This window comes from Bartonella sp. MU37NMGALS (genome assembly GCF_042194015.1).
Lineage (GTDB): Bacteria > Pseudomonadota > Alphaproteobacteria > Rhizobiales > Rhizobiaceae > Bartonella > Bartonella grahamii.
Window position 1 is genome coordinate 1 of the sequence record NZ_JBHIML010000014.1, and the last position, 19,518, is coordinate 19,518.

The 19,518-nt window shown below is 38.3% G+C and carries 9 protein-coding genes and 2 tRNA genes; 5 read left to right on the top strand and 6 right to left on the bottom strand.

Annotation, left to right across the window (positions count from 1 at the left end; all coding sequences use genetic code 11):
* Nucleotides 1-118: 118 nt before the first annotated feature.
* Nucleotides 119-192, bottom strand: a tRNA-Gln gene (locus tag ACFIJP_RS07170).
* Between the two features lie 255 nt (nucleotides 193-447).
* Here ACFIJP_RS07170 and ACFIJP_RS07175 point away from each other — a divergent pair.
* Nucleotides 448-837 carry a VOC family protein gene (locus ACFIJP_RS07175; protein WP_375626594.1) on the top strand — a complete coding sequence of 130 codons (390 nt, stop codon included), beginning with the start codon at nucleotides 448-450 and terminating at the stop codon, nucleotides 835-837.
* A 552-nt stretch (nucleotides 838-1,389) separates the two neighbouring features.
* Nucleotides 1,390-1,530 carry a hypothetical protein gene (locus ACFIJP_RS07180; RefSeq protein ID WP_375626596.1) on the top strand — a complete coding sequence of 47 codons (141 nt, stop codon included), beginning with the start codon at nucleotides 1,390-1,392 and terminating at the stop codon, nucleotides 1,528-1,530.
* Between the two features lie 356 nt (nucleotides 1,531-1,886).
* Here ACFIJP_RS07180 and ACFIJP_RS07185 read toward each other — a convergent pair.
* From ACFIJP_RS07185 to ACFIJP_RS07205, 5 genes are all read right to left on the bottom strand, one after another.
* A tRNA-Gln gene (locus ACFIJP_RS07185) sits at nucleotides 1,887-1,960 on the bottom strand.
* 64 nt (nucleotides 1,961-2,024) lie between these two features.
* Nucleotides 2,025-2,783, bottom strand: a complete 759-nt coding sequence (locus ACFIJP_RS07190; protein ID WP_375626598.1) for an ABC transporter ATP-binding protein — start codon at nucleotides 2,781-2,783, stop codon at nucleotides 2,025-2,027.
* Nucleotides 2,780-3,655: an iron chelate uptake ABC transporter family permease subunit gene (locus ACFIJP_RS07195; RefSeq protein WP_375626600.1), complete on the bottom strand. Its 876-nt coding sequence runs from the start codon at nucleotides 3,653-3,655 to the stop codon at nucleotides 2,780-2,782. Before ACFIJP_RS07195 ends, ACFIJP_RS07190 begins: the two co-directional genes overlap by 4 nt.
* Before the next feature lie 67 nt (nucleotides 3,656-3,722).
* A complete protein-coding gene (locus ACFIJP_RS07200; RefSeq protein ID WP_375626601.1) occupies nucleotides 3,723-4,679 on the bottom strand; it encodes an ABC transporter permease in 957 nt (318 codons plus the stop codon).
* A 103-nt stretch (nucleotides 4,680-4,782) separates the two neighbouring features.
* Nucleotides 4,783-5,733 carry a siderophore ABC transporter substrate-binding protein gene (locus ACFIJP_RS07205; RefSeq protein WP_375626602.1) on the bottom strand — a complete coding sequence of 317 codons (951 nt, stop codon included), beginning with the start codon at nucleotides 5,731-5,733 and terminating at the stop codon, nucleotides 4,783-4,785.
* A 199-nt stretch (nucleotides 5,734-5,932) separates the two neighbouring features.
* On the opposite strand from ACFIJP_RS07205, the gene ACFIJP_RS07210 reads away from it, so the two are divergent.
* The 3 genes from ACFIJP_RS07210 to ACFIJP_RS07220 all read left to right on the top strand — a co-directional run bounded on the left by ACFIJP_RS07210 (nucleotide 5,933) and on the right by ACFIJP_RS07220 (nucleotide 19,382).
* Nucleotides 5,933-11,773: an autotransporter outer membrane beta-barrel domain-containing protein gene (locus tag ACFIJP_RS07210; RefSeq protein WP_375626604.1), complete on the top strand. Its 5,841-nt coding sequence runs from the start codon at nucleotides 5,933-5,935 to the stop codon at nucleotides 11,771-11,773.
* Between the two features lie 677 nt (nucleotides 11,774-12,450).
* Nucleotides 12,451-15,555 carry an autotransporter outer membrane beta-barrel domain-containing protein gene (locus tag ACFIJP_RS07215; RefSeq protein ID WP_375626605.1) on the top strand — a complete coding sequence of 1,035 codons (3,105 nt, stop codon included), beginning with the start codon at nucleotides 12,451-12,453 and terminating at the stop codon, nucleotides 15,553-15,555.
* 1,151 nt (nucleotides 15,556-16,706) lie between these two features.
* Entirely contained in the window at nucleotides 16,707-19,382 is a 2,676-nt protein-coding gene (locus ACFIJP_RS07220; protein ID WP_375626607.1) for an autotransporter outer membrane beta-barrel domain-containing protein, read from the top strand.
* Nucleotides 19,383-19,518: the final 136 nt, after the last annotated feature.

The window sequence follows — 19,518 nt, forward strand, 5'->3', positions numbered from 1 at the left end:
TTTAAAACTCTTTGAAAAAAAATAAATTGGTACAAAACCTAGTGGCAAAATATACAAAACCCGCTGGCAAGCTACATACAAAACCCGCTGGCAAGCTACAGGCAAGCTACAACAACACTGGCTGGGGAACTTGGATTCGAACCAAGATTGACGGAGTCAGAGTCCGCTGTTCTACCATTAAACTATTCCCCAATAAGCCAATTTTGTCATCTCTAGCAGATTCTACAGTGTAGGCAAGCGCAAAAATCTTTAGATTATTAAATAAAGAGCGATAGGGATATTATTATAATCCCAGTAGTGGTGGTCTCAATATTTTAGCATATAGCAATGCGAATAAACACATATAAATAGAGCACACCGTGAACGGAAGCATCACAAACTCTTGTTGAAATATTCTCTATATAGGCATACTTTGTTAAAAGACAGCTACTAAATCATAGACAATTAATGAGTAATATTTCCACTTATCCTGTTACCCCAAACCTACAGTTGGTATATGTCTCGAACATAGAGTATTCTACTGCTTTTTACAAATTCATCTTCAAGAAACAGCCTGTATTCATCTCGCCACGTTATGTTGCATTTGCTTCTTCAGGTGACGCACTCTTTGCTCTCTGGTCTGGGGGCTATGCGCCTGAGGAAAATGTGCCTCGTTTTTCAGAAATCGGCATTATGTTGCCTAAGGGAGAGGATGTAGATAAGCTATATGCGGAATGGCAAGAGCAAACCACCGTTGAGATAAATGTCTTAAAGGAACCGTATACTGATGTATTTGGACGTACCTTCCTAATCAAAGATTCAGACGGACATATTATTCGTGTTTGTCCACTAGATTAAAAAGCCTGAGATTCGATCTTTAATCGCCTGAATTATAATAATTGTCTGTTTCCAAAACCTATAAGTTATGCACGCTAGAGGCTTACTTACGACGTGTGGCTTATTCATTCGGTGCTGTTCCATTATATTCAGCCCCACAACCTGCCTGTTCCCACAGGCGGTCTAATTGGGTTGGACATCAGTTGGCGTTATTACATGGCCAGTGATCTGTACCTGTAAATCATAGAAGCTATCCCTCATCGCCTTATGTGGAGTCTTTTGTTGGAATGGGAGGCATATTCTTTACAAGGAAATTGATATCTTTATACGAAGTCATCAATAATCGTTCAGGTGATGTGATGAATTTTTTGGGTTATCACCCTTTTATGGATCTGTCGCAGTTCCAGATAAGTAGCCGTGAAGAGTTTCAACGTTTCGCTTTATAAGACCCATACACCCCCATGTTTAGAGCGGGCTTTGCGGTTTTTATATCTCTAGCGTTTGAGTTTTGCGGGTCAGGTAGACAAACGAATATTTGATGTTGATTCTAATTTTAGTGCACGGTTTAATTCGGTGAGACTTGAAAGCGTATTAAAGCTTATATATCGCCGCTTAGCGGGTGCTCCCATTGAACATTTAGACTGGTCTGATTTTATTATGCGTTATGACCATCCAAACACTTTGTTTTATCTTGATCCGCCTTTAGGGTATTGAGAATTACTATGGAAAGGATTTGTTTAAGCGAGAGGATTACCACGACGATGTTTGCTCTGCTTGCGCAATTAAAGGGAAAGATTTTTTCATCTCAATGATGTGCCTCAGATCCGAAAAATCTTTAGCTAATTAAGATAACAAGAGGTCGGCACATCACAAGTGATTTAAAGAATCTGACTCTGGCTCAAGAGCTTATCATCTCAAATTGTAATTTTTAGAGGAAGAGAAAAATATGCATTAAAGGGGTTTTAAATAACCCTTGAAAGTTTTTTAAAGATCCTTTGAAAAAATAAATTGATGCAAAACCTGCTTTCAAATTATACAAAATCCGATGATACGTTACAATCATTAAATACTGGCTGGGAAACTTGGATTCGATCCAAGATTGACGAAGTCAAAGTCCGCTGTTCTACCATTAACCTACTCTCCAATAAGCCAATTTCACCATCTCTGGCAGATTCTATAGTGCATATAAGAACAAAAAATTTTTATGATTATCGATAATAAAGAGCAATAGGGATATCATTGATTGTTTTGATTTGAATATCGACATCATAAATGTCTTTAAGAATTTCTGGTTGCATAATTTCTTTGGGAGTTCCACAATAGGCTGCTTTTCCATTTTTTAGTGCAACAATCATATCTGAATAAGATGAGGCGAAATTAATATCGTGCATAACAATAAGAATGGTTTTTTGCAGTTCATCAGCTGTGCGACGTAACTGCTTCATCATAGAAACGGCATGTTTCATATCCAGATTGTTTAATGGTTCATCTAAGAGAAGATAATCAGTATTTTGGCAGATAACCATGGCTATAAAAGCACGTTGACGCTGACCGCCAGAAAGCTCATCTAAAAAACGGTCTTTTAAATCTTGTAAGCCGAGATAGCGTAGCGCACTGTCGATAAATTGTTTATCTTCATGTGTATCACAGCCTTTTGAATAAGGATAGCGTCCGAAACTTACTAAATCGTATACGGTTAAACGGAAGGATAAAGGATTATCTTGACGCAGAATTGAGAGTTTTTGAGCCAAAATATCGTGGGGCATTTTATCAATATCAAAGCCGTCGATATGAATTGTACCATTATGGTGTGGCAAAAGACGTCTTATCAGCATTAAAAGAGTTGATTTTCCCGAACCATTGGGCCCAATGAGAGAAATAATTCCCCCCTTGGGAAGATGAAGGCATAAATTATCGATAATCAATCGTGCTCCGTAAGTCTTGGAAAGATGATTGATCTCAATCATTTTAGTTTTCCCTTCATCAGTAACATTAAGAAAACAATTCCTCCACAAAACTCAATGATAAAACTTAAACGTCCTGCCATATGAAAAATTTGTTCTAAAATAAATTGTCCCCCCACCAAACAAATAATAGCCAATAATATTGCAATTGGAAGAACAACACTGTGTTTTGCTTGAGAAGAAAGTTCATAGGAAAGGTTGGCAACCAACAGTCCAAAAAAGGTGACAGGGCCTACTAATGCGGTAGAAATGGAAACGAGAATGGAAACAAAAATAAGGACAGTTATCGCACTTTTGTGGTAATTAACGCCAAGATTAAGAGCATTTTCACGTCCCAAAGCCAAGATATCAAGAAGATGACGGGAATGCCATCCAATCAGACTCACAATGAAGACAATGATTGTGGCAAAGCTTATTAATGGTGTATTGAATTTATTAAAATTTGCAAACATAATATCCGTTAAATTCATCATTTGGTCTGGATTTAGTTGCAATTGCATAAACATCCGTAAACTGAAAAAAAAGCCGCCTAAAACAACACCGATTAAAAGCGTCAAATGAAGCCCTTTTAGGCTTCCTGAAAAGAGCCAGCGAAAAAGACTTATTGAAAAAAGAATAAGAATGAGGGCTTCAAGAACAAGCTGTCCTTCTTCATTCAAAAAGGGCAAAGAAAGAGAGCCTACAAAATACATTAGGGCAGTCTTTATTAAAATATAAAGCTGATCAAATCCCATAATTGAAGGAGTAAGAAGACGGTTATTAACGATTGTTTGAAATAAAACCGTGGAAACGCTTATTGCATAGGCAATAAGAAGTAGAGAGGAAAGTTTTGTAAGACGAAATTTCCATGTATAAACACTGATATTCCACGTCATGTAGAGACTAATGACAGTACATGCTATGATGATAAGTGTTGTTAGTACACATATTGTTTTTCTTCTTCTACCCAAGACGCTTTCTCCAGCGTAAAAGCAGTATTATAAAAATAAAACTACCGATTACACCCATCATAGTGCTGATGGGAATTTCAAGAGAAGGGTGAATTATTCGTCCTAAAAGATCACAAATCAAGACCAATCCTGCACCGCTGATAGCCACCCAAGGAGCGGTATAGCGCATATTATCTCCCATGAAACTTGAAACAATATTTGGAATAATCAACCCAACAAAAGGAATACGGCCAATGGTACAGACAACAACAGCAGTGATTGAGGCGACAATAAAAAGACCAAAAAACATGACAACACGATAATTCAATCCAAGGTTATTGGTTAAATCTTCTCCCAAATTTGCAACCGTAAAGCGATCAGCAGTACAATAGGCCAGAACACAAAGGGGAAGGGATAACCATAAGAGTTCATATTTTCCTTCAAGAACCATCGAAAAACTGCCAAATAAGTAAGCTTGAAGAGAGGGAAGTAACATTTCATAATCTGCAATGGCATTGGTTAAAGAGCCAATAATATAGCTTAGCATAATCCCTGTAAGGGGTACAATGAGAGCAGATTTTAGAGGAATGCGTCGCAATAAAAACATAAAAAGTAAAGTGCCTGCCATTGCAAAAATTGTCGCAACGACCATTTTTCCTAAAACAGGAATATCGGGTAAAAAAATCATAATAAAAAGAATGCCAAGGGAAGCAGATTCAATGGTTCCAGTGGTTGATGGCTCGACAAAGCGATTGCGTGTCAATAGTTGCATAATCATACCTGAGAGTGCAAGTGCTGCGCCTACTAAAAGGATTGCAATGGTACGAGGAAGACGTGTTTGCCAAAAAATAAGCCACGCATGGGGATCAGCTGCGAATAGGTCAGAAGGTGTGACATCAGAATAACCAACAAAAATGCTGAGGATAGACAGGAAAATTAAAAGTATTATGGTTATCCAGTAATTTTTCACGTTAAATCATTTTCTAACAAAATCTACAAAAAGCAAAGACTGCTTAATAAACAACCTCTGCTTTTAAATTTTATTTATATAGCAAGCAAGCTCTTTCGTACGCTTATTTGCTCTTTGTAAAGGCTTCATTGATCTGCCGTGCGGTTTCAAAGAGTGCCGTTAAACCACCATTTGCACGATACCAGCTCCAAGAGTCCAAATAAATAATTTGGTTTTGTTTGCTCGCTGTTGTGCGGTGAACAAGCTCATTGTTGAGCAATTGTGCTGCGGATTGTCCTTCCCGTCCAATGGCTGCATCGCGATCAATCACTAACAACCAATCAGGATTGGTTTCAAGAATGAATTCAGGAGAAATGAGTTGTCCATGTTTTTGCACGGTAAGTTTATCGGTTGCAGGGGCAATTCCAAAAGCGGAGTGAAAAATATCGAAACGTGATTTTGGTCCGAAAGCACTGATTTTTCCACCAGAGGTCATGAGTATGAGCCCAGTGCCTTTTCCTTTAGTATTTTTACGGACTTCAGCAAAAGCTTCATTGAGTTTTGCAATTTCCTTTTCTGCTTCTTGTGTTTTGCCAAAAATTTTTCCAAGGATAGACACATTTCGTTTAATATCTTCAAGAGAATTTTCGTTTTCTACTGTTAGATCAATTGTTGGAGCTATTTTGGATAAATCTTTATATTTAGCTTGAGTTCTGGAGGAAATAATAATCAAATCGGGTTGAAGAGTGGCAATTTTTTCATAATCTGGTTCAAAAACGGTTCCAATTCTTTCATATTTTGCATCATCAAATTGTTGCAGATAGGAAGGTTTTTTTCCTTCAGGAAGGCCGATAACGGCTTGGATACCAAGGCGATTCATATTATCTAGCGAAGCAAGATCAAACACAACAACCTTTTGCGGAGAAGCGGGAACAGAAGTCGTGCCTGAAACATGATCAATCGTTACATTTGTCTGGGTACTGGTATTTGCAATACTCGTATGAGTCCACAAAACCGTTGCAAAGCTGATGGCAACCAGTAAAACAGAAGTCATCCATTTCATATATTTTATCATCGTGATTTTATCCTTTTATCTGATATTACAAGGGTTTGTGCACTTAAAAACCTTAACTTAGGCATCTTTATGCACAAAATGAAGCGTAAATAAATAACACTATGTTGTAAAGTTTACTTACATATGTTACAAATTGTTCACTTACCTCATTTTCACTTAATTCTAGTGTTTTTGCAACATTATTTAGAAAGTTTGACATATGATCAATGTATTTAAAAAGCGTACACGTTTGTACGCACTGACAGCGAGCGCTCTTTTTCTTTTACAGGGTGTTGATGCTTCTATAGCGAGTGGTGCTGCTCCTGGTGGTGTTGGTGTTGGCGGTGTCCCTGGTGCTGGTGTTCCTGGTGTTCCTGGTGTTGGTGGCCTTGGTGCTGGCGGTGTCCCAAGTGGCGTTGGTGGTAGTGCCAATGCATGTAATGTAGCGGATAATAGAGATGATAGGAACCCTTTATCACCTATTGTTTGTAGTGATAGACAAAAACACTCAATAAATAATAGTACGGTTGTGGTGAAGAAGAAGGGTGATACTGCTGTAACAGCGGGATGGATTGGTGTTGAAGGAGAAGATGATGTTGCAGGATCAGAAGAAGCTACTAAACCGACAATTATTGAATTGAACTCTTCATCTCTTAAAAATGAACCTGGTGCAGAGATTGTATCGGTTAAAGGTCCACAGTATGGGAGCGCTGTATTTGCATCACAAGATGGAGTGGTCAAATTGCAAAACTCATCGATTCGTGATTTTGACACTGGGCTTTACGCTTTATTTGGTGGAAAGGCCATTATACAAGGAGGGACAATCTCTAGTGTAATTGTGGGGGTTGAGGCTGCGCATGAATCACTTATTCTGTTGAATAATACAGCGATTACTGTGTCGGGCCCACAGGAGGGAGGTAATGAAGATGAGAAAGAGGTAATGGGTTTGCGTGCCGGCAATGGAACAGTGATAGATATGAAATTGGGGAAGGTTATTGTCCCGACAGGTAGATCTGTAGTTGTGGCAGAAAACGGAGGAATCGTTCAATTAGATAAAGTTAATGTTACAATTGATAGCAGCCAATCTGGCGCTGCAGCACAGGCATTGAGTAGCTTTTTATTTACAGATGCAGGTTTTATTTCCTTTAAAAATGGAAACATTAATCATTCACATTCTGTTGGTGTATGGGTCTTTGACAATGATGATGAAGATTCTAACAATGTTCAAAGACATAATGATACAAGAGTGAGGCGTATTGAAATAGATGATCCTAGTAGCGAGTTTCTTGCTTCTTCGGTATATGCTAGCTATCTTATACCCCAAATTTTAGGCCAAGAGACAAGGACAGGAGTCGGTGAAGAAAGAACCGATGAAGTGGACTTTAGAATTAGGGCTTCTGTACAATCTTCAACTATTAACTTGAGTGGTGAAGCGTCTACAGGCGTGTATTTTGATAATCAATCCGATAATCTAGAACAGAGCCGATTAAAAAGTAATCAATTACAAAATAAGGAGTCTTTAGTTTTTTTGCACGGCACTACTCTTAAGGTTCCAGATGGTACAGCCATTTTAGGTAAGAATATGAGAGGCTCTGTCCTTATAGATGGCGCATCGCAAGTGTCTGGTAATTCATTCTTACGAGCTGAAGCTACTTCTGAAGTGTCGGTTTTTATTAATGATTCTATAGTTGGCGGTGAAGCTTATGTTGAAAGAGGTTCTCAGGGTAAGATTTTTTTATTCAATCAATCGCAGTGGCATGTAACGAAAAGTAAATTTGGAAATCCTCAAAATAGGGGGTGTGAGGATTCATGTGTTTCATTTGTAAAACTTAACAATTCTGCTATTGGGCTTTTGCCTTTAGTAGATGAGAATCAACGAAATTATAGTTATCCAATGCTTCGGATAGGAAATGGGGAAGGCACAGTTTACACCGCTTCTGGGGATTCTTATATTTATGTCCTTGCATTTATGCAGGCTGATGCATCAGAGGATTCTCAACTATCTGGTAGGCTTTTAATTCATGGTAATGTTGCTGGTCAAACTAAGGTGCATGTGCTTACAATGAAACCAAATGCTGAGGGTCGACAAGGTCGGAGTGCTAAAGCTTATAAACCTCAGAGTATTTCAATTATTCAGGTTTATGGGGAGGCGAGCGAAGATTCTTTTAAACTGAATGGTGAGTATGCTACGATAGGCGGTTTACCTTATCAGTATGTTCTTCGTGCGTATGGTCCAGCTATTCCTTCGAAAATGCAGTATTTCGATAAGACATTACTTAAAAAGAGTAGAAGTGTTTGGGATTTTCGTTTAGAAGATAAAAATTTGCCCTATGAGCGTAATTCTCTTTCTTTTGTAGGTGACAATAGGGAGAGGGCGAGAGTAAATACTTCTTCCGTGCCATCTCGTGAAACTGTGAGAAGTGAGGTAGATAATTCTACTGTAGGATCAAATCTTCCATCTGGAACTTCTGAAGTTAGACTACCTAATCAAGTTATTGCTTCCGATGCGAATGGAACCTCTGCATTACTTAGGAGTTCTGAGACAGGTGATGAAGATCATACAGACGGTGGATATGATAGATACGTAGAGATTGAAGAATCTGAAGCTGTAACGTCTATTCCTTCTCCTACTACGTCTCCTGTTATTTCTACTGTATCTGAGGGGAGGGAAGCTACTGATCAGGGGAGTGCTGGAACATCTGCAGCTGTAACGTCTCTTCCTGCTCCTACTACGTCTCCTGTTGCTTCTACTGTATCTGAGGGGAGGGAAGCTACTGATCAGGGGAGTGCTGGAACATCTGCAGCTGTAACGTCTCTTCCTTCTTCTACTACGTCTTCTGTTACTTCTACTGTATCTGAGGGGGGTGCATCTACTGATCCGAGGAGGGCTGGAACATCTGCAGCTGTAACGTCTCTTCCTTCTTCTACTACGTCTCCTGTTGCTTCTGCTGCATCTCAGGAGGGGGCATCTACTGATCCTGCAAGATCTGGGACATCTGAGTATGGCGTATATACTGTTTCATCCAATTCATCTCCTTCATCTAAAGGTAGAAGTTCGTTAAATTTAATATCTTTAGGAGCTGATTCAGCTGCGAGATCTGATCGAGGTGGGATTTCTGTGATATCGACAGATGGGGTTTCTGTATCATCTGGGCACACTATATCGAATAAGATTCCATCTATAAAATCAGCAGCTTCCATAAAGCCTTCTTCTGAGGTTTCTGTAAAGCCTGTTGCGTCTTCTAGTGGAGCTGCTGGACGTGTTCTTTTGCTTAATAATTCTGGTAAGGAAACGGTTTCTTCTACATGTGATGCCACACAGGATAATGGTGAGAAGGGGGCGCAAAATCCTTATTCGTGTAGTGATGGTAAATCACATACAGTGACAAATCTTACACTGAAAGCAAAGGATAAAACTCAACATTCTATGCATGCACAGAATGAAAATACAGTTATTAAGTTAGAGAATGCTACAATTATGGGGGGGGGTGATAACAAAAGCAATGTTGATCTTACTAAATTACAGGCTGTGAGTGCTGTTTTTGCAGAAGACAATGCAAAAGTTGTTTTGGAAAAAAACTCAACAATTACATCTTCTGTAATTGGGCTTGAAGCTCAAGATGGTGGAAAGGTTATGATGACTGGTGGATCAGTTAATGCGCATTATGTGGGCGCTTTGGCGGGTTCTGGATCATCTGTTAATTTAACGGATACGAGAATTAACGTGACGGGGGATTTGGCTGTGGCTGGTTTGGTAAGTCAAGCTGGTAAGGTATCTATGGACTCTGGGGCTATTACTTTGGCAAAGGGAGTGGCTGTGAGGTCAGAATTTGGGGGAAGCGTTGAGTTAGACAAAGTTAGTATTACTGCGAAAAAAGGACAGGGTAAGTTGGATTCCGCAGATAACTTTGGGCGTGCAGCTTTTCTGTTGAGTGATAATGCTTCTGTTGATTTTAAGAATGGGAATGTTGTGACTGATGCTCATGCTTTGTGGATTATGAAGTCTGATGATAATGTGGTTGAGACCGGCTCTTCTAGGAGAAGGAGATCTTCTGAGGTTCGTCCTACTATGAATCATGCAAATATCGAGTCTTCTACTGTTACAGTGGAAGGTGATGGAACCTATGGTATATATTTTGATGGGGGAATACAGAAAGAAGCGAGTCAACAAAATCGGAGTGAGGATTTAGCAACTGAGAAAGCAATTGTTGCTAAGCGTAGTGCTGAATCTAAGCAGGAGAAAACACCTATAAGCATAACAGGGACAGTTTCGTTGAAAAAAACTGATTTTGAAGTTGCAAGTGGTATAGCGATCTATGGTAATAATTCTGGTGGTCATGTTTCATTAGAAAATAAAACAACTCTTGTTGGTGACTTGTTGTTGAAGGCTGACAATGATTCCAATATATCGGTTTTGGTTGATAGTTCTATTGTTAAAGGCGATGTTCGCGTTGATAAAAGTTCTTATGCAAAATTAGATTTAATTAATCAATCAGAGTGGATTCTAAAAAGAAGTGCACAGGGGAATTTGGGTACTCCAAATTTAGGATGTGTGGATTCATGCATTTCTTCTGTAAGTCTTGTAAATAGTACTATTGATTTTGCATCTTCGGAATCTGAAGGAAAATATCAGACTCTCCGTATTGGAAATGGGAAAGGAATAGTTTATGCTGCACAAGGTAATGCTGCAATACATCTCAATGCACGTTTAAATCCTCGTGATCCGAGTAATCAGCAAGTCACTGATCGGCTTGTAATTCATGGTGATGTTTCTGGAAAAACAAAAATACATGTACGAGGTGATGCGGGCAATGTAGGAGATGGTCAAGCGAACGCCAAGATTGCTCATACTGTTTCAATTATTCAGGTCTATGGTCAGGCAAAGAAAGACTCTTTCCAACTCGATGGCAATTATGTTGCACTGAGAAACTCACCTTACAAATATACTCTTCATGCTTATGCTCCAAAAGCGACTTCGAAACAGGAGCATGTTCAGCAGAAATTTGTTAAGGATGGTGGAGAATTTTGGAACTTCCGTCTAGAAAATCAGTATGTTAAGTCTGTTGGATCTGCTGACCTTTCTGAACAATTTGTAAGATCTGTTGTTCCACAGGTTCCAACTTATCTTGTCTTGCCTAATAGCGTATTCCACGCTGGTTTGATGGATATTAGCAATCAAAATAAGCAATTGGAGACGTTGCGGATGACTTCTACAGGAATGGTAGAGGTTCGTGAAAATCCTGCTTTATATTTACGCGGCTACGGTGGAAGTTACCGTTATGCTTCAGATCTTTCTGCACTTGAATATGGTTACGGAGGTGATCTTAGTTATAATGGTGTAGAGGCAGGTGTTCTGCTGCAAACTATTGAAAATACTGACAGTGCTATATCTTTTGGCGTTATGGGAACTTATGGAAAACTTTCTCTGCAGCCTTTGAATGTTGAGCAAAGCCAGAAGAGTGCATTTGATAAATGGACTGCTACGGTATATGGTAGCATGCAGCATAATGCTGGCTTCTATGTCGACGGTCTTTTATCCTATGGTCTGTTCAAAGGTGATGTTCTCACCCTTGCACGGGGTAAAACAGCAACATTAAAAGGTAATCCTTTGAGTGTTTCTTTAGCTGGTGGTCAGACAATTGCGACAGGATATAAGGGTTTTGTCTTTGATCCGCAGGTTCAGGTTGTGTATCAACATCTCCAGTTTAATAAAGCTCGTGATATTGACAATTTTGATATTGAAATGGGTAACCTTAATCAGTGGGTAGCACGTGTTGGTGGACGCTTAACCAAGATTCCTACAGGTTCTGAAGGCGTGAATGCTGTTGCTTTCTATGGTAAGCTTTATCTTGCTCATGGTTTTGAAGGAAAACAGTCTGTGCATTTCAATGATGCTTTCAAGTTAGGAGCTTTTGGTTCTTCTCTAGAGGCTGGATTAGGTTTTAATGCCAAATTGTTGCCACAGTTCTCTCTGCATGCTGATATTCTCTATCAACATAAGCTTAATAAGGCTGGTTTTTCGGGAACAAGTTTTTCCGGAGGAGTACGTTATCAGTTTTAATATAAGGTACACTATGTACCTTTTTAGAAAAGGCTGCACATTGTGCTGCCTTTTTTCTTTATAACAACTTGTGTTGTTCTTAAAAAATCTCGTCTTCTTTATTAAGCAAAAAAGACATAGTTTGTTTTATGCATGGGAGCACTTTTCTCCTCTAAAGCTAATTTTCTTAAAATTTATGCTGCTACTGATGCGATAGAGTGCTTTGCTTTCATCGGCTTTTTAAGCGTTCAGCAGACCGCTATGCGTTACGTTATCCTTTTTGGTACTGTATTGATATTATCTAATATAATATTTGATGTTTTCTAAAGCTCGTTTTTGAGCGTTTGTTTTCTACTGATTTAAGTCATTGTTTCATTCATCTCCTTGTGGATTAATTTTTTAAAGTTCATAAGGTTTGATTGTGTTTTTAATTAATTACACGCACTGGTTTTATTTTTTCTTTACACGAAATACAGAATGCATTATACACTCATAGAGTGTGTTTTGTAACTATTCTCTTATAGGTGGTTTTGGCGTAGAGCTTTTGCCAAATTTATTGGGATAATTCATTGCACAGTTCAGATGAGCATGAGGCATGTTCTTTTTGTTACACTTTTCGTATTTTTGAGGTGTGCAATGAGGTGTTTTGTAAGTGCTTTTGTTTTTAATGAGAGGGGAAGGAAAGTTTCGAGGGAACTATGATTAAAGTTTTTAGAAATCATGTGTGTTTATGTGCTTGTACGACAGCTATCCTCTCTTTGCTCCAAAATGGAAGAGAAGTTTATGCCGCTACAGAGGAGGTCGGTAAACCTTATGTTATAAAGGTTATTCCAGTTGTCTCTGCTAATCCTTCTTCTCATCTTGGTGGAAGTAATGCGTATAAGCCTCCCCTTAGTGGAGAAAGTGGGGGGAGGAATTATTATCCTCCTAATATGATTCCTGTTCGCAATAACGATGAGGGTATTCGTGGGGGGAGCGATTATCGTAAGCTGAGTGGAGTGGATGGAGAGATTGGGCATACGGGTAATGTAGATAACTCTGTTAAAGATGCAGACTCTGATGGAAGAGGTGTGAATCCTGGGTTTTATTACTATAATGGGTTGTATTATATATGCGATAATTGTGGGGAATCCAAAATTGATAATAAATCTTATAGGATTACAAATAAGAATGTTTCCAACTATCCTGATGATCCTAGTGCTATAACGGTGAAAGGAATAGGCACAAGGGTTAGTGGGGAGGAGGTAATGGTTAGTAGTCAAGTTGCTGATAAAACTTTTCTAGTGGGGGTACATGTATTAGAGAACGGTAAGATTGTTTTGAAAGATCCGATTATCAAAAATACAGTTATAGCCCTTCGTGCGAGTAATGGAGTGATTGAGGTAAAAAATGGAAAGATTGTGGAGAGCCATGAGGGTGTTGATGCAACAGAGAACTCGTTTGTTCTTTTAGAAAATACAGAAATTAAGACTGCTAATGGGAATGCAAGTCTTTTAAGTTATGATCATTCAGAAATTTGGATGTCAGGTGGATCAGTTGATTTTATGAACAGCCATGGGATTTCTTCGATGTTAGGTGGGGAGGTAAATCTCGAGAATGTTAAAATTACTGGGAAGGGTGACAAAGGTAAGGATCGTGCGGTTGTGCATACGGATTTAGGGGGGGCTGTTAATTTAAAGGGTACTATTGTTAGTACTGGTGGGGGTGTCCATGGCATATTATTAGAAAATACAGTCGATTCTATTCCTCTGCAGGAAGTTAAAGATTTATCAAATGAAGATTCTGGTTCAAAGATTCCTGTGACTGAAGTTAATATGAAATCCTCTTCTGTTACTGTAAAGGGTAAGGGATCTTATGGTATCTATTTGCGGGGAGAGAAGCCATGGAGTGAAGGTGGGGATAAAAAAGAAGAAATTTCATCAGAGGAAGAAAAAGCTTTACCACGATTAGAAGTTGTTAATTTGGATAAAACAGAGTTTTCTGTTTTAGACGATGCGGCTCTTTATGGTAGAAACATTATTTCTGGTGCGGTGGGGTTGGTGCACAGCACTCTTCGTTCAGGGAATTTTTTATTAAAAGCTGAGGAAGGTGCTTCTATAACAGTTTTGGCTGATGCTTCTACTCTTGAAGGTCGCACACATGTTGATAAAAATTCTAATGCCGAACTTTATTTGGGAGGCCGTTCTAAATGGATTTTACAACAACCGTTGCAAAAAGATCAACATGATGCTGCTCATGATTCTTCTATTTCACTCGTTAGTCTTATGGGTGAGAGCTCTATTAATTTTAAAAGACATGAATCTTCTTCTGCTGATGATTATCAAACTCTTCGTATTGGAAAGGGAAAGGGTGAAGTTTATAGAGCACGGGACGGTGCCTCTATTTCCCTTAATACATACTTGAATAGTGGTGGTGCTCTTGATCATCAAAAGACTGATCGTGTTTTAATTCATGGTGATGTTTCGGGAAAAACAAAGCTCCAGGTGCGTGGAGTTTCAGGAAATCTAGGAGGATATACAGGAAGGGGGGGAAATGATGAAGGTATTTCAATCATTCAGGTTTCTGGACAAGCAAAGCAGGATTCTTTTCAGTTGGACGGTGGTTATGTAGCGTTAAACGAATTACCTTATCAGTATAAGCTTTATAGTTATGGTCCAGAATCTAATTTTGGAAAAGCAAGCATGGATCAAAGATTAGTGGAAGGGAGCGGAGATTTTTGGGATTTCCGCCTTGAAAGTAGATCTATAGATTCTGATGTTAAACCTAAGCCAGATCCTCGTCCAACACCCTCTCCAGAACCAGCTCCGGAGCCTCATCCTCGTCCTAAGCCAGGCGTTAAGGCTGTTGTTCCGCAGGTTCCGACTTATCTCCTTTTGCCTAATGCTTTACGTCATATTGGTTTGATGAATGTTAACAATCAAAATAAGCGATTAGAATCTTTGCGAATTGCTTCTGGGGGCTTATTAGAAAGTCGTGAAAAACCTCTCTTTTTTGTGAGCGGTTATGGCGGCAATCATCGTTATACTTCAAATCTTTCCGCGCTTGAATATGGTTATGGCGGCGAGCTTGGTTATAATGCCATAGAGGCAGGCGTTTTGCTGAAAGCAATCGAAAATATGTATGGTTCCACTTCTTTTGGAATTATCGGGGCCTACGAGAGATTTTCTTTGCAACCTTTGAATGTTGAGCAGAGTCAAAAAAGTACATTTGATAAATGGTCAGTTACAGCATACGGTGGTATGCAGCATGATGCGGGTTTTTACGTTGATGGTCTTGTGTCTCACGGTTTGTTTAAAGGTGATGTTCTAACAACAGCACGTGGCAAGACGGCAACATTAAAGGGAAATCCTTTAAGTGCTTCATTGATTGCTGGTAAAACGTTTATGGTGGGGGAGAACGGTTTCGTTTTTGATCCGCAAGTTCAAGTTGTTTATCAATATCTTCAATTTAATAAAGTGCGCGATGTGGATGGCTTTGATATTGAGCTGGGAAAGCTTCATCAGTGGATAGGGCGTGTTGGGGGGCGTTTAACGAAGAGGCTGGTCGCAACTGATAAGGCTCAAGTTGTTTCTTTCTATGGCAAGCTTCATCTTGCTCACGGTTTTGAAGGAAAACAATTTATGCATTTTAAAGATGCTTTTCAGCTAGGCTCTTTTGGTTCTTCGTTAGAAACTGGATTAGGTTTTAATGCCCAGTTGTCTCAAAACTTTGCGCTTTACAGCGATTTGGTTTATCAGCACAAGCTAACGAAAGCTGGTTTTTCTGGAACTAGTTTCTCTGGTGGTTTGCGTTATCATTTCTAGTTTTGTTGCTGTTTTTGGTTAATCTTTGAAAAAGCCACAAGTTATCCTTGTGGCTTTTTCTCATTATCTATTCATCTTGTGTTATAGCATTTTTACGAGAGTGTGATTTTGCATATCTTTAATATGCTTTTAGGTTGGACTTCTTTCATTTTTTTTTGAAAAGTCTGAAGAGTTTGTACGTTATTGTTTCAAAACGCGTATTTCAGAGTGATTGTTATATTATTTATAATATTTTGATTTATAAAGATATTTTTTAATTTAGGGCGCTGAAATATTTTCAATGCTCTTATGATGAATCCATAAAAAGCATTCCTTTGTCTATTATATGTAAGATTGGCAAGTGGATAATCGTTTAAGAAAGGAGTCAATATAATTTTGAGAATTATGTTAAGAGGAAATTGGCAAAGACAAAGATGCTACTCAGGCGCAATGAGGGCTGTATCCGATGAACTTTATATTATATCCGCTGTCGTTGTGAAATGGGGGTGAAAAAAATGAAAGATATTTGAGAAAATAAATGAATGAGAAACATAATGATATTGTTTTGGAAAATGTGTTTTCTAAAAGGAATGCGATAAATACGAGGATGAAGTCATGTATAATCTTTATTTTTTAATACGGCTCTAAATGCTTTTGATGTTGTCAAGTTGAATTAAAAGGAGATAGTAAAAATAGGAACTGATTTTTACACGTTCCTATTCTTTATGAAGCTGTCTTGCCATGAAGATTGCCTAAAAAGGCATATGTAAATTCTTGTTTCTCAATTTTGGCATATGTTTTATCTGCTTACAAAGCACATATTGTTTCAATATAAAATCTATCGTAAGGATGTTGATTATACCCGTTCTGGGGGTGATTAGATAGTAGTTAAAGTAAGTGTTTTCAATGCATGTCAACCGATTAAAGCTATTTTTGAATAACAACTTTGAAGGTGATCTTGCTGCCGTTCTTCAGCTATATCTTTGCAATTTTTTTGTAAAAGCGACAGATTTAGATTGTACTTTTGAGTAATTTTTTAATTCCATATTTACATAAAACACAAAAAATACTAATAAACCCACTACCTTTAAACCAAAACGTATTAAATTTATGGCTAAACCTCTTGATACGTTATGTATTGCTCTATAATGGGGCATAATTATGGTGTAATTATGGTCAGTTTATTTAAAAATCGCTTCTCCTTATGTACGTTCACGACAACACTTCTTTTTTTGACACATAATGTTGATGTGTATGCAATTTATTTTGAACATGTCGTTTGTTCTGAAAATGTTATACCTTTTCGGTGCGGTGATGGTAAGAGGCATGTAATTCATGATAAAAACTATCAGAAAACTGATGAAAATCAAGTTAAAGAGGCGGCCATAGAAGTATCTGGAACAGGGACATTGGTGGATGGGCAAAATATATTTATTACTGATATTTCGGATAAAAATACTGATTTGAAAAAAAACTTTTGGAAGTATGGTATAAAGGCGGATAATTATGGAAATGTTGAGATAGGAAGTGGAGGAATTCATTTGTCTCGTGGTATGGGAGTTCATACTGGAGAATGGGGAAAAGTTGGATTATGGGGTGTTTATATTATCGATAATGGTATTCAGGAGATAGATTTAGACAATCATGAACAAGACTCAGCTTTTCAGATGACCCAAGAAGGTGGTTCTATTTATTACGGGGCAAGTAACGTTAAGGTTGCTAATGCCCACGGTATATCATTGTTGGGAAAGGGAGGTTGGGTTGATATTGTACATTCTAACGTTTCCGTAAATAGTGATGTGTCTTATGGCATACGCTTTTTGGAAGGCGAAAAAGCTGGAAAAAAGCAAACAGAAAGCGCTTCTGTAAAAAAGGAGTCCTATATTTTTATGGGGGAGAAAGATTTATTTGGAAGTTTGCCAAAGACGAATTTACCTATGCGAGGGGAGGTATTTTTGGGAAATACTTCTTTTAAAGTTCCATATAGTACAGCTATTTATAGCAACAAATCCGGTGGTCTTATTAGACTTTTAGAAAAATCTGAAATTTCTGGAGATTTATTGTTGAAGGCTGAAGGAGGCTCTTTAGTAAAGGTTTCAGCTAATGATTCTGTGCTTGTCGGGGGAGTGCATATTGATGAAAGTTCTTCTGCTGAGTTTCTGTTAGAAAGTGGTTCAAAATGGACTTTATCACAACCAAAAAATAAAAATTTACGAAGCTTTGATTCTATAGGTGACTCATCGAGTTCGTTGATCCATCTTATTGATAGTTCTATTGTTTTTGAGAGCCCCACAGATAATACAACGAGTGATTATCAGACACTTCGTATTGGAAAAGGAGAAGGTGTTGTTTATAAAGCGCAGGGTGATGCGCATATTTATCTTAATACATATGTAAATAAAGGGGGAACTATTAGAAATCAAAAAACTGATAGGCTTTTGATTTATGGTGATATTGAAGGAAAAACGATAATACATGTGAAAAGCGTTTCAGGAAGTCCAGGAGGAAAAACGGGGAGTGGTGGAAATAACCAGGGTATTTCTATCATTCAGGTTTCTGGAAAAGCAGAGGAAGGTTCTTTTCAGTTGGATGGTGATTATATTGCATTGAAGGGATTGCCTTATCAGTATAAGCTCTATGCTTATGGTCCAAGATCTCATTTAGGAAAAGCGAATTCTGTTCAAAGGCTTGTCGAAGGTGAAGGAGATTTTTGGGATTTTCGCCTAGAAAGTCCGGATATTCAAAGATCTGCTGATTATAGACATACTTCTATGGCTTCTGATGTGGCTTCTAAACCTATACTTCCTGCACATGTTTCTTTTGCGGATGTTGTTCCAGCGCCTTCTGTGGATAGTCTTTCTAAAATTGAAAATGTTTCTCCGTCTCGACGAGGTGTAAGATCTGTTGTTCCTCAGGTACCAACTTATCTGCTTTTGCCAAATAGTTTATTCCATGTAGGTTTGATAGATATTAGCAATCAAAACAAGCAGTTGGAGAGAGTACGGAATAATCCTAGTGGGATGTTGGAAATTCGTGAAAATCCTGCTTCATTTTTGCGTGGTTATGGTGGGAGTTATCGTTATGTTTCAGATTTATCTGCGCTTGAATATGGCTATGGGGGGGATCTAGGATACTATGCGCTAGAGACAGGTGTTTTGCTACAAAAAATTGAAAATGTTGACAGTGCTATATCCTTTGGGGTTATGGGGTCTTATGGAAAGCTTTCTCTACAGCCTCGAGATGTTGCACAAAGCCAAAAAAGTACATTTGATAAATGGACTGCTACAGTCTATGGCAGTATGCAGCATGATGCAGGATTCTATGTTGATGGTCTTTTATCCTATGGTCTGTTTAAGGGAGATGTTCTGACAACTGCTCGGGGTAAGACTGCAACATTGAAGGGTAACCCTTTAAGTGTTTCCTTAATGGGTGGTCAGAAAATTGCCACAGGATATGAAGGTGTTGTTTTTGATCCACAGGTTCAGGTTGTTTATCAACATCTTCAATTTAATGAGGTTCGTGATATTGATAATTTTAATATTGAGATGGATAAACTTGATCAATTGATGGTGCGTATGGGTGGTCATTTGATAAAGACTCTGACTGCACCTGAAAAAGATCGTGATGTTTCTTTCTATGGAAAGATTCATTTTGCCCATGATTTTGGCAAAGAAAGAGCTGTGCGCTTTAAAGATTCTTTCCAGTTAGGGGCTTTTGGTTCTTCTCTAGAAGCTGGATTGGGTGTTAATGCTCAATTGTCTTCAAAGTTTGCTTTGCATGGAGATGTGACTTATCAGCACAAGCTTACCAAGGCTGGTTTTTCTGGGGGTCTTCGCTACCATTTTTAGATAACCATAAATTATAAGATAAGTTTTACACAATTATAGAATTTTGTATGAAGTATAAAACGAATATTTAAGTTTTATACTTCTCATTTTTCGAATGTTTAACTTAGCGTTATTGCAGGTGTTATCTTCTTTTATA

Bases quoted from the DNA above. Each gene is read 5' to 3' on its own strand.
- ACFIJP_RS07175 (WP_375626594.1), top strand. From the start codon at position 448: ATGAGTAATATTTCCACTTATCCTGTTACCCCAAACCTACAGTTGGTA.
- ACFIJP_RS07190 (WP_375626598.1), bottom strand. From the start codon at position 2,783: ATGATTGAGATCAATCATCTTTCCAAGACTTACGGAGCACGATTGATT.
- ACFIJP_RS07195 (WP_375626600.1), bottom strand. From the start codon at position 3,655: ATGACGTGGAATATCAGTGTTTATACATGGAAATTTCGTCTTACAAAA.
- ACFIJP_RS07205 (WP_375626602.1), bottom strand. From the start codon at position 5,733: ATGATAAAATATATGAAATGGATGACTTCTGTTTTACTGGTTGCCATC.
- ACFIJP_RS07210 (WP_375626604.1), top strand. From the start codon at position 5,933: ATGATCAATGTATTTAAAAAGCGTACACGTTTGTACGCACTGACAGCG.
- ACFIJP_RS07215 (WP_375626605.1), top strand. From the start codon at position 12,451: ATGATTAAAGTTTTTAGAAATCATGTGTGTTTATGTGCTTGTACGACA.
- ACFIJP_RS07220 (WP_375626607.1), top strand. From the start codon at position 16,707: ATGGTCAGTTTATTTAAAAATCGCTTCTCCTTATGTACGTTCACGACA.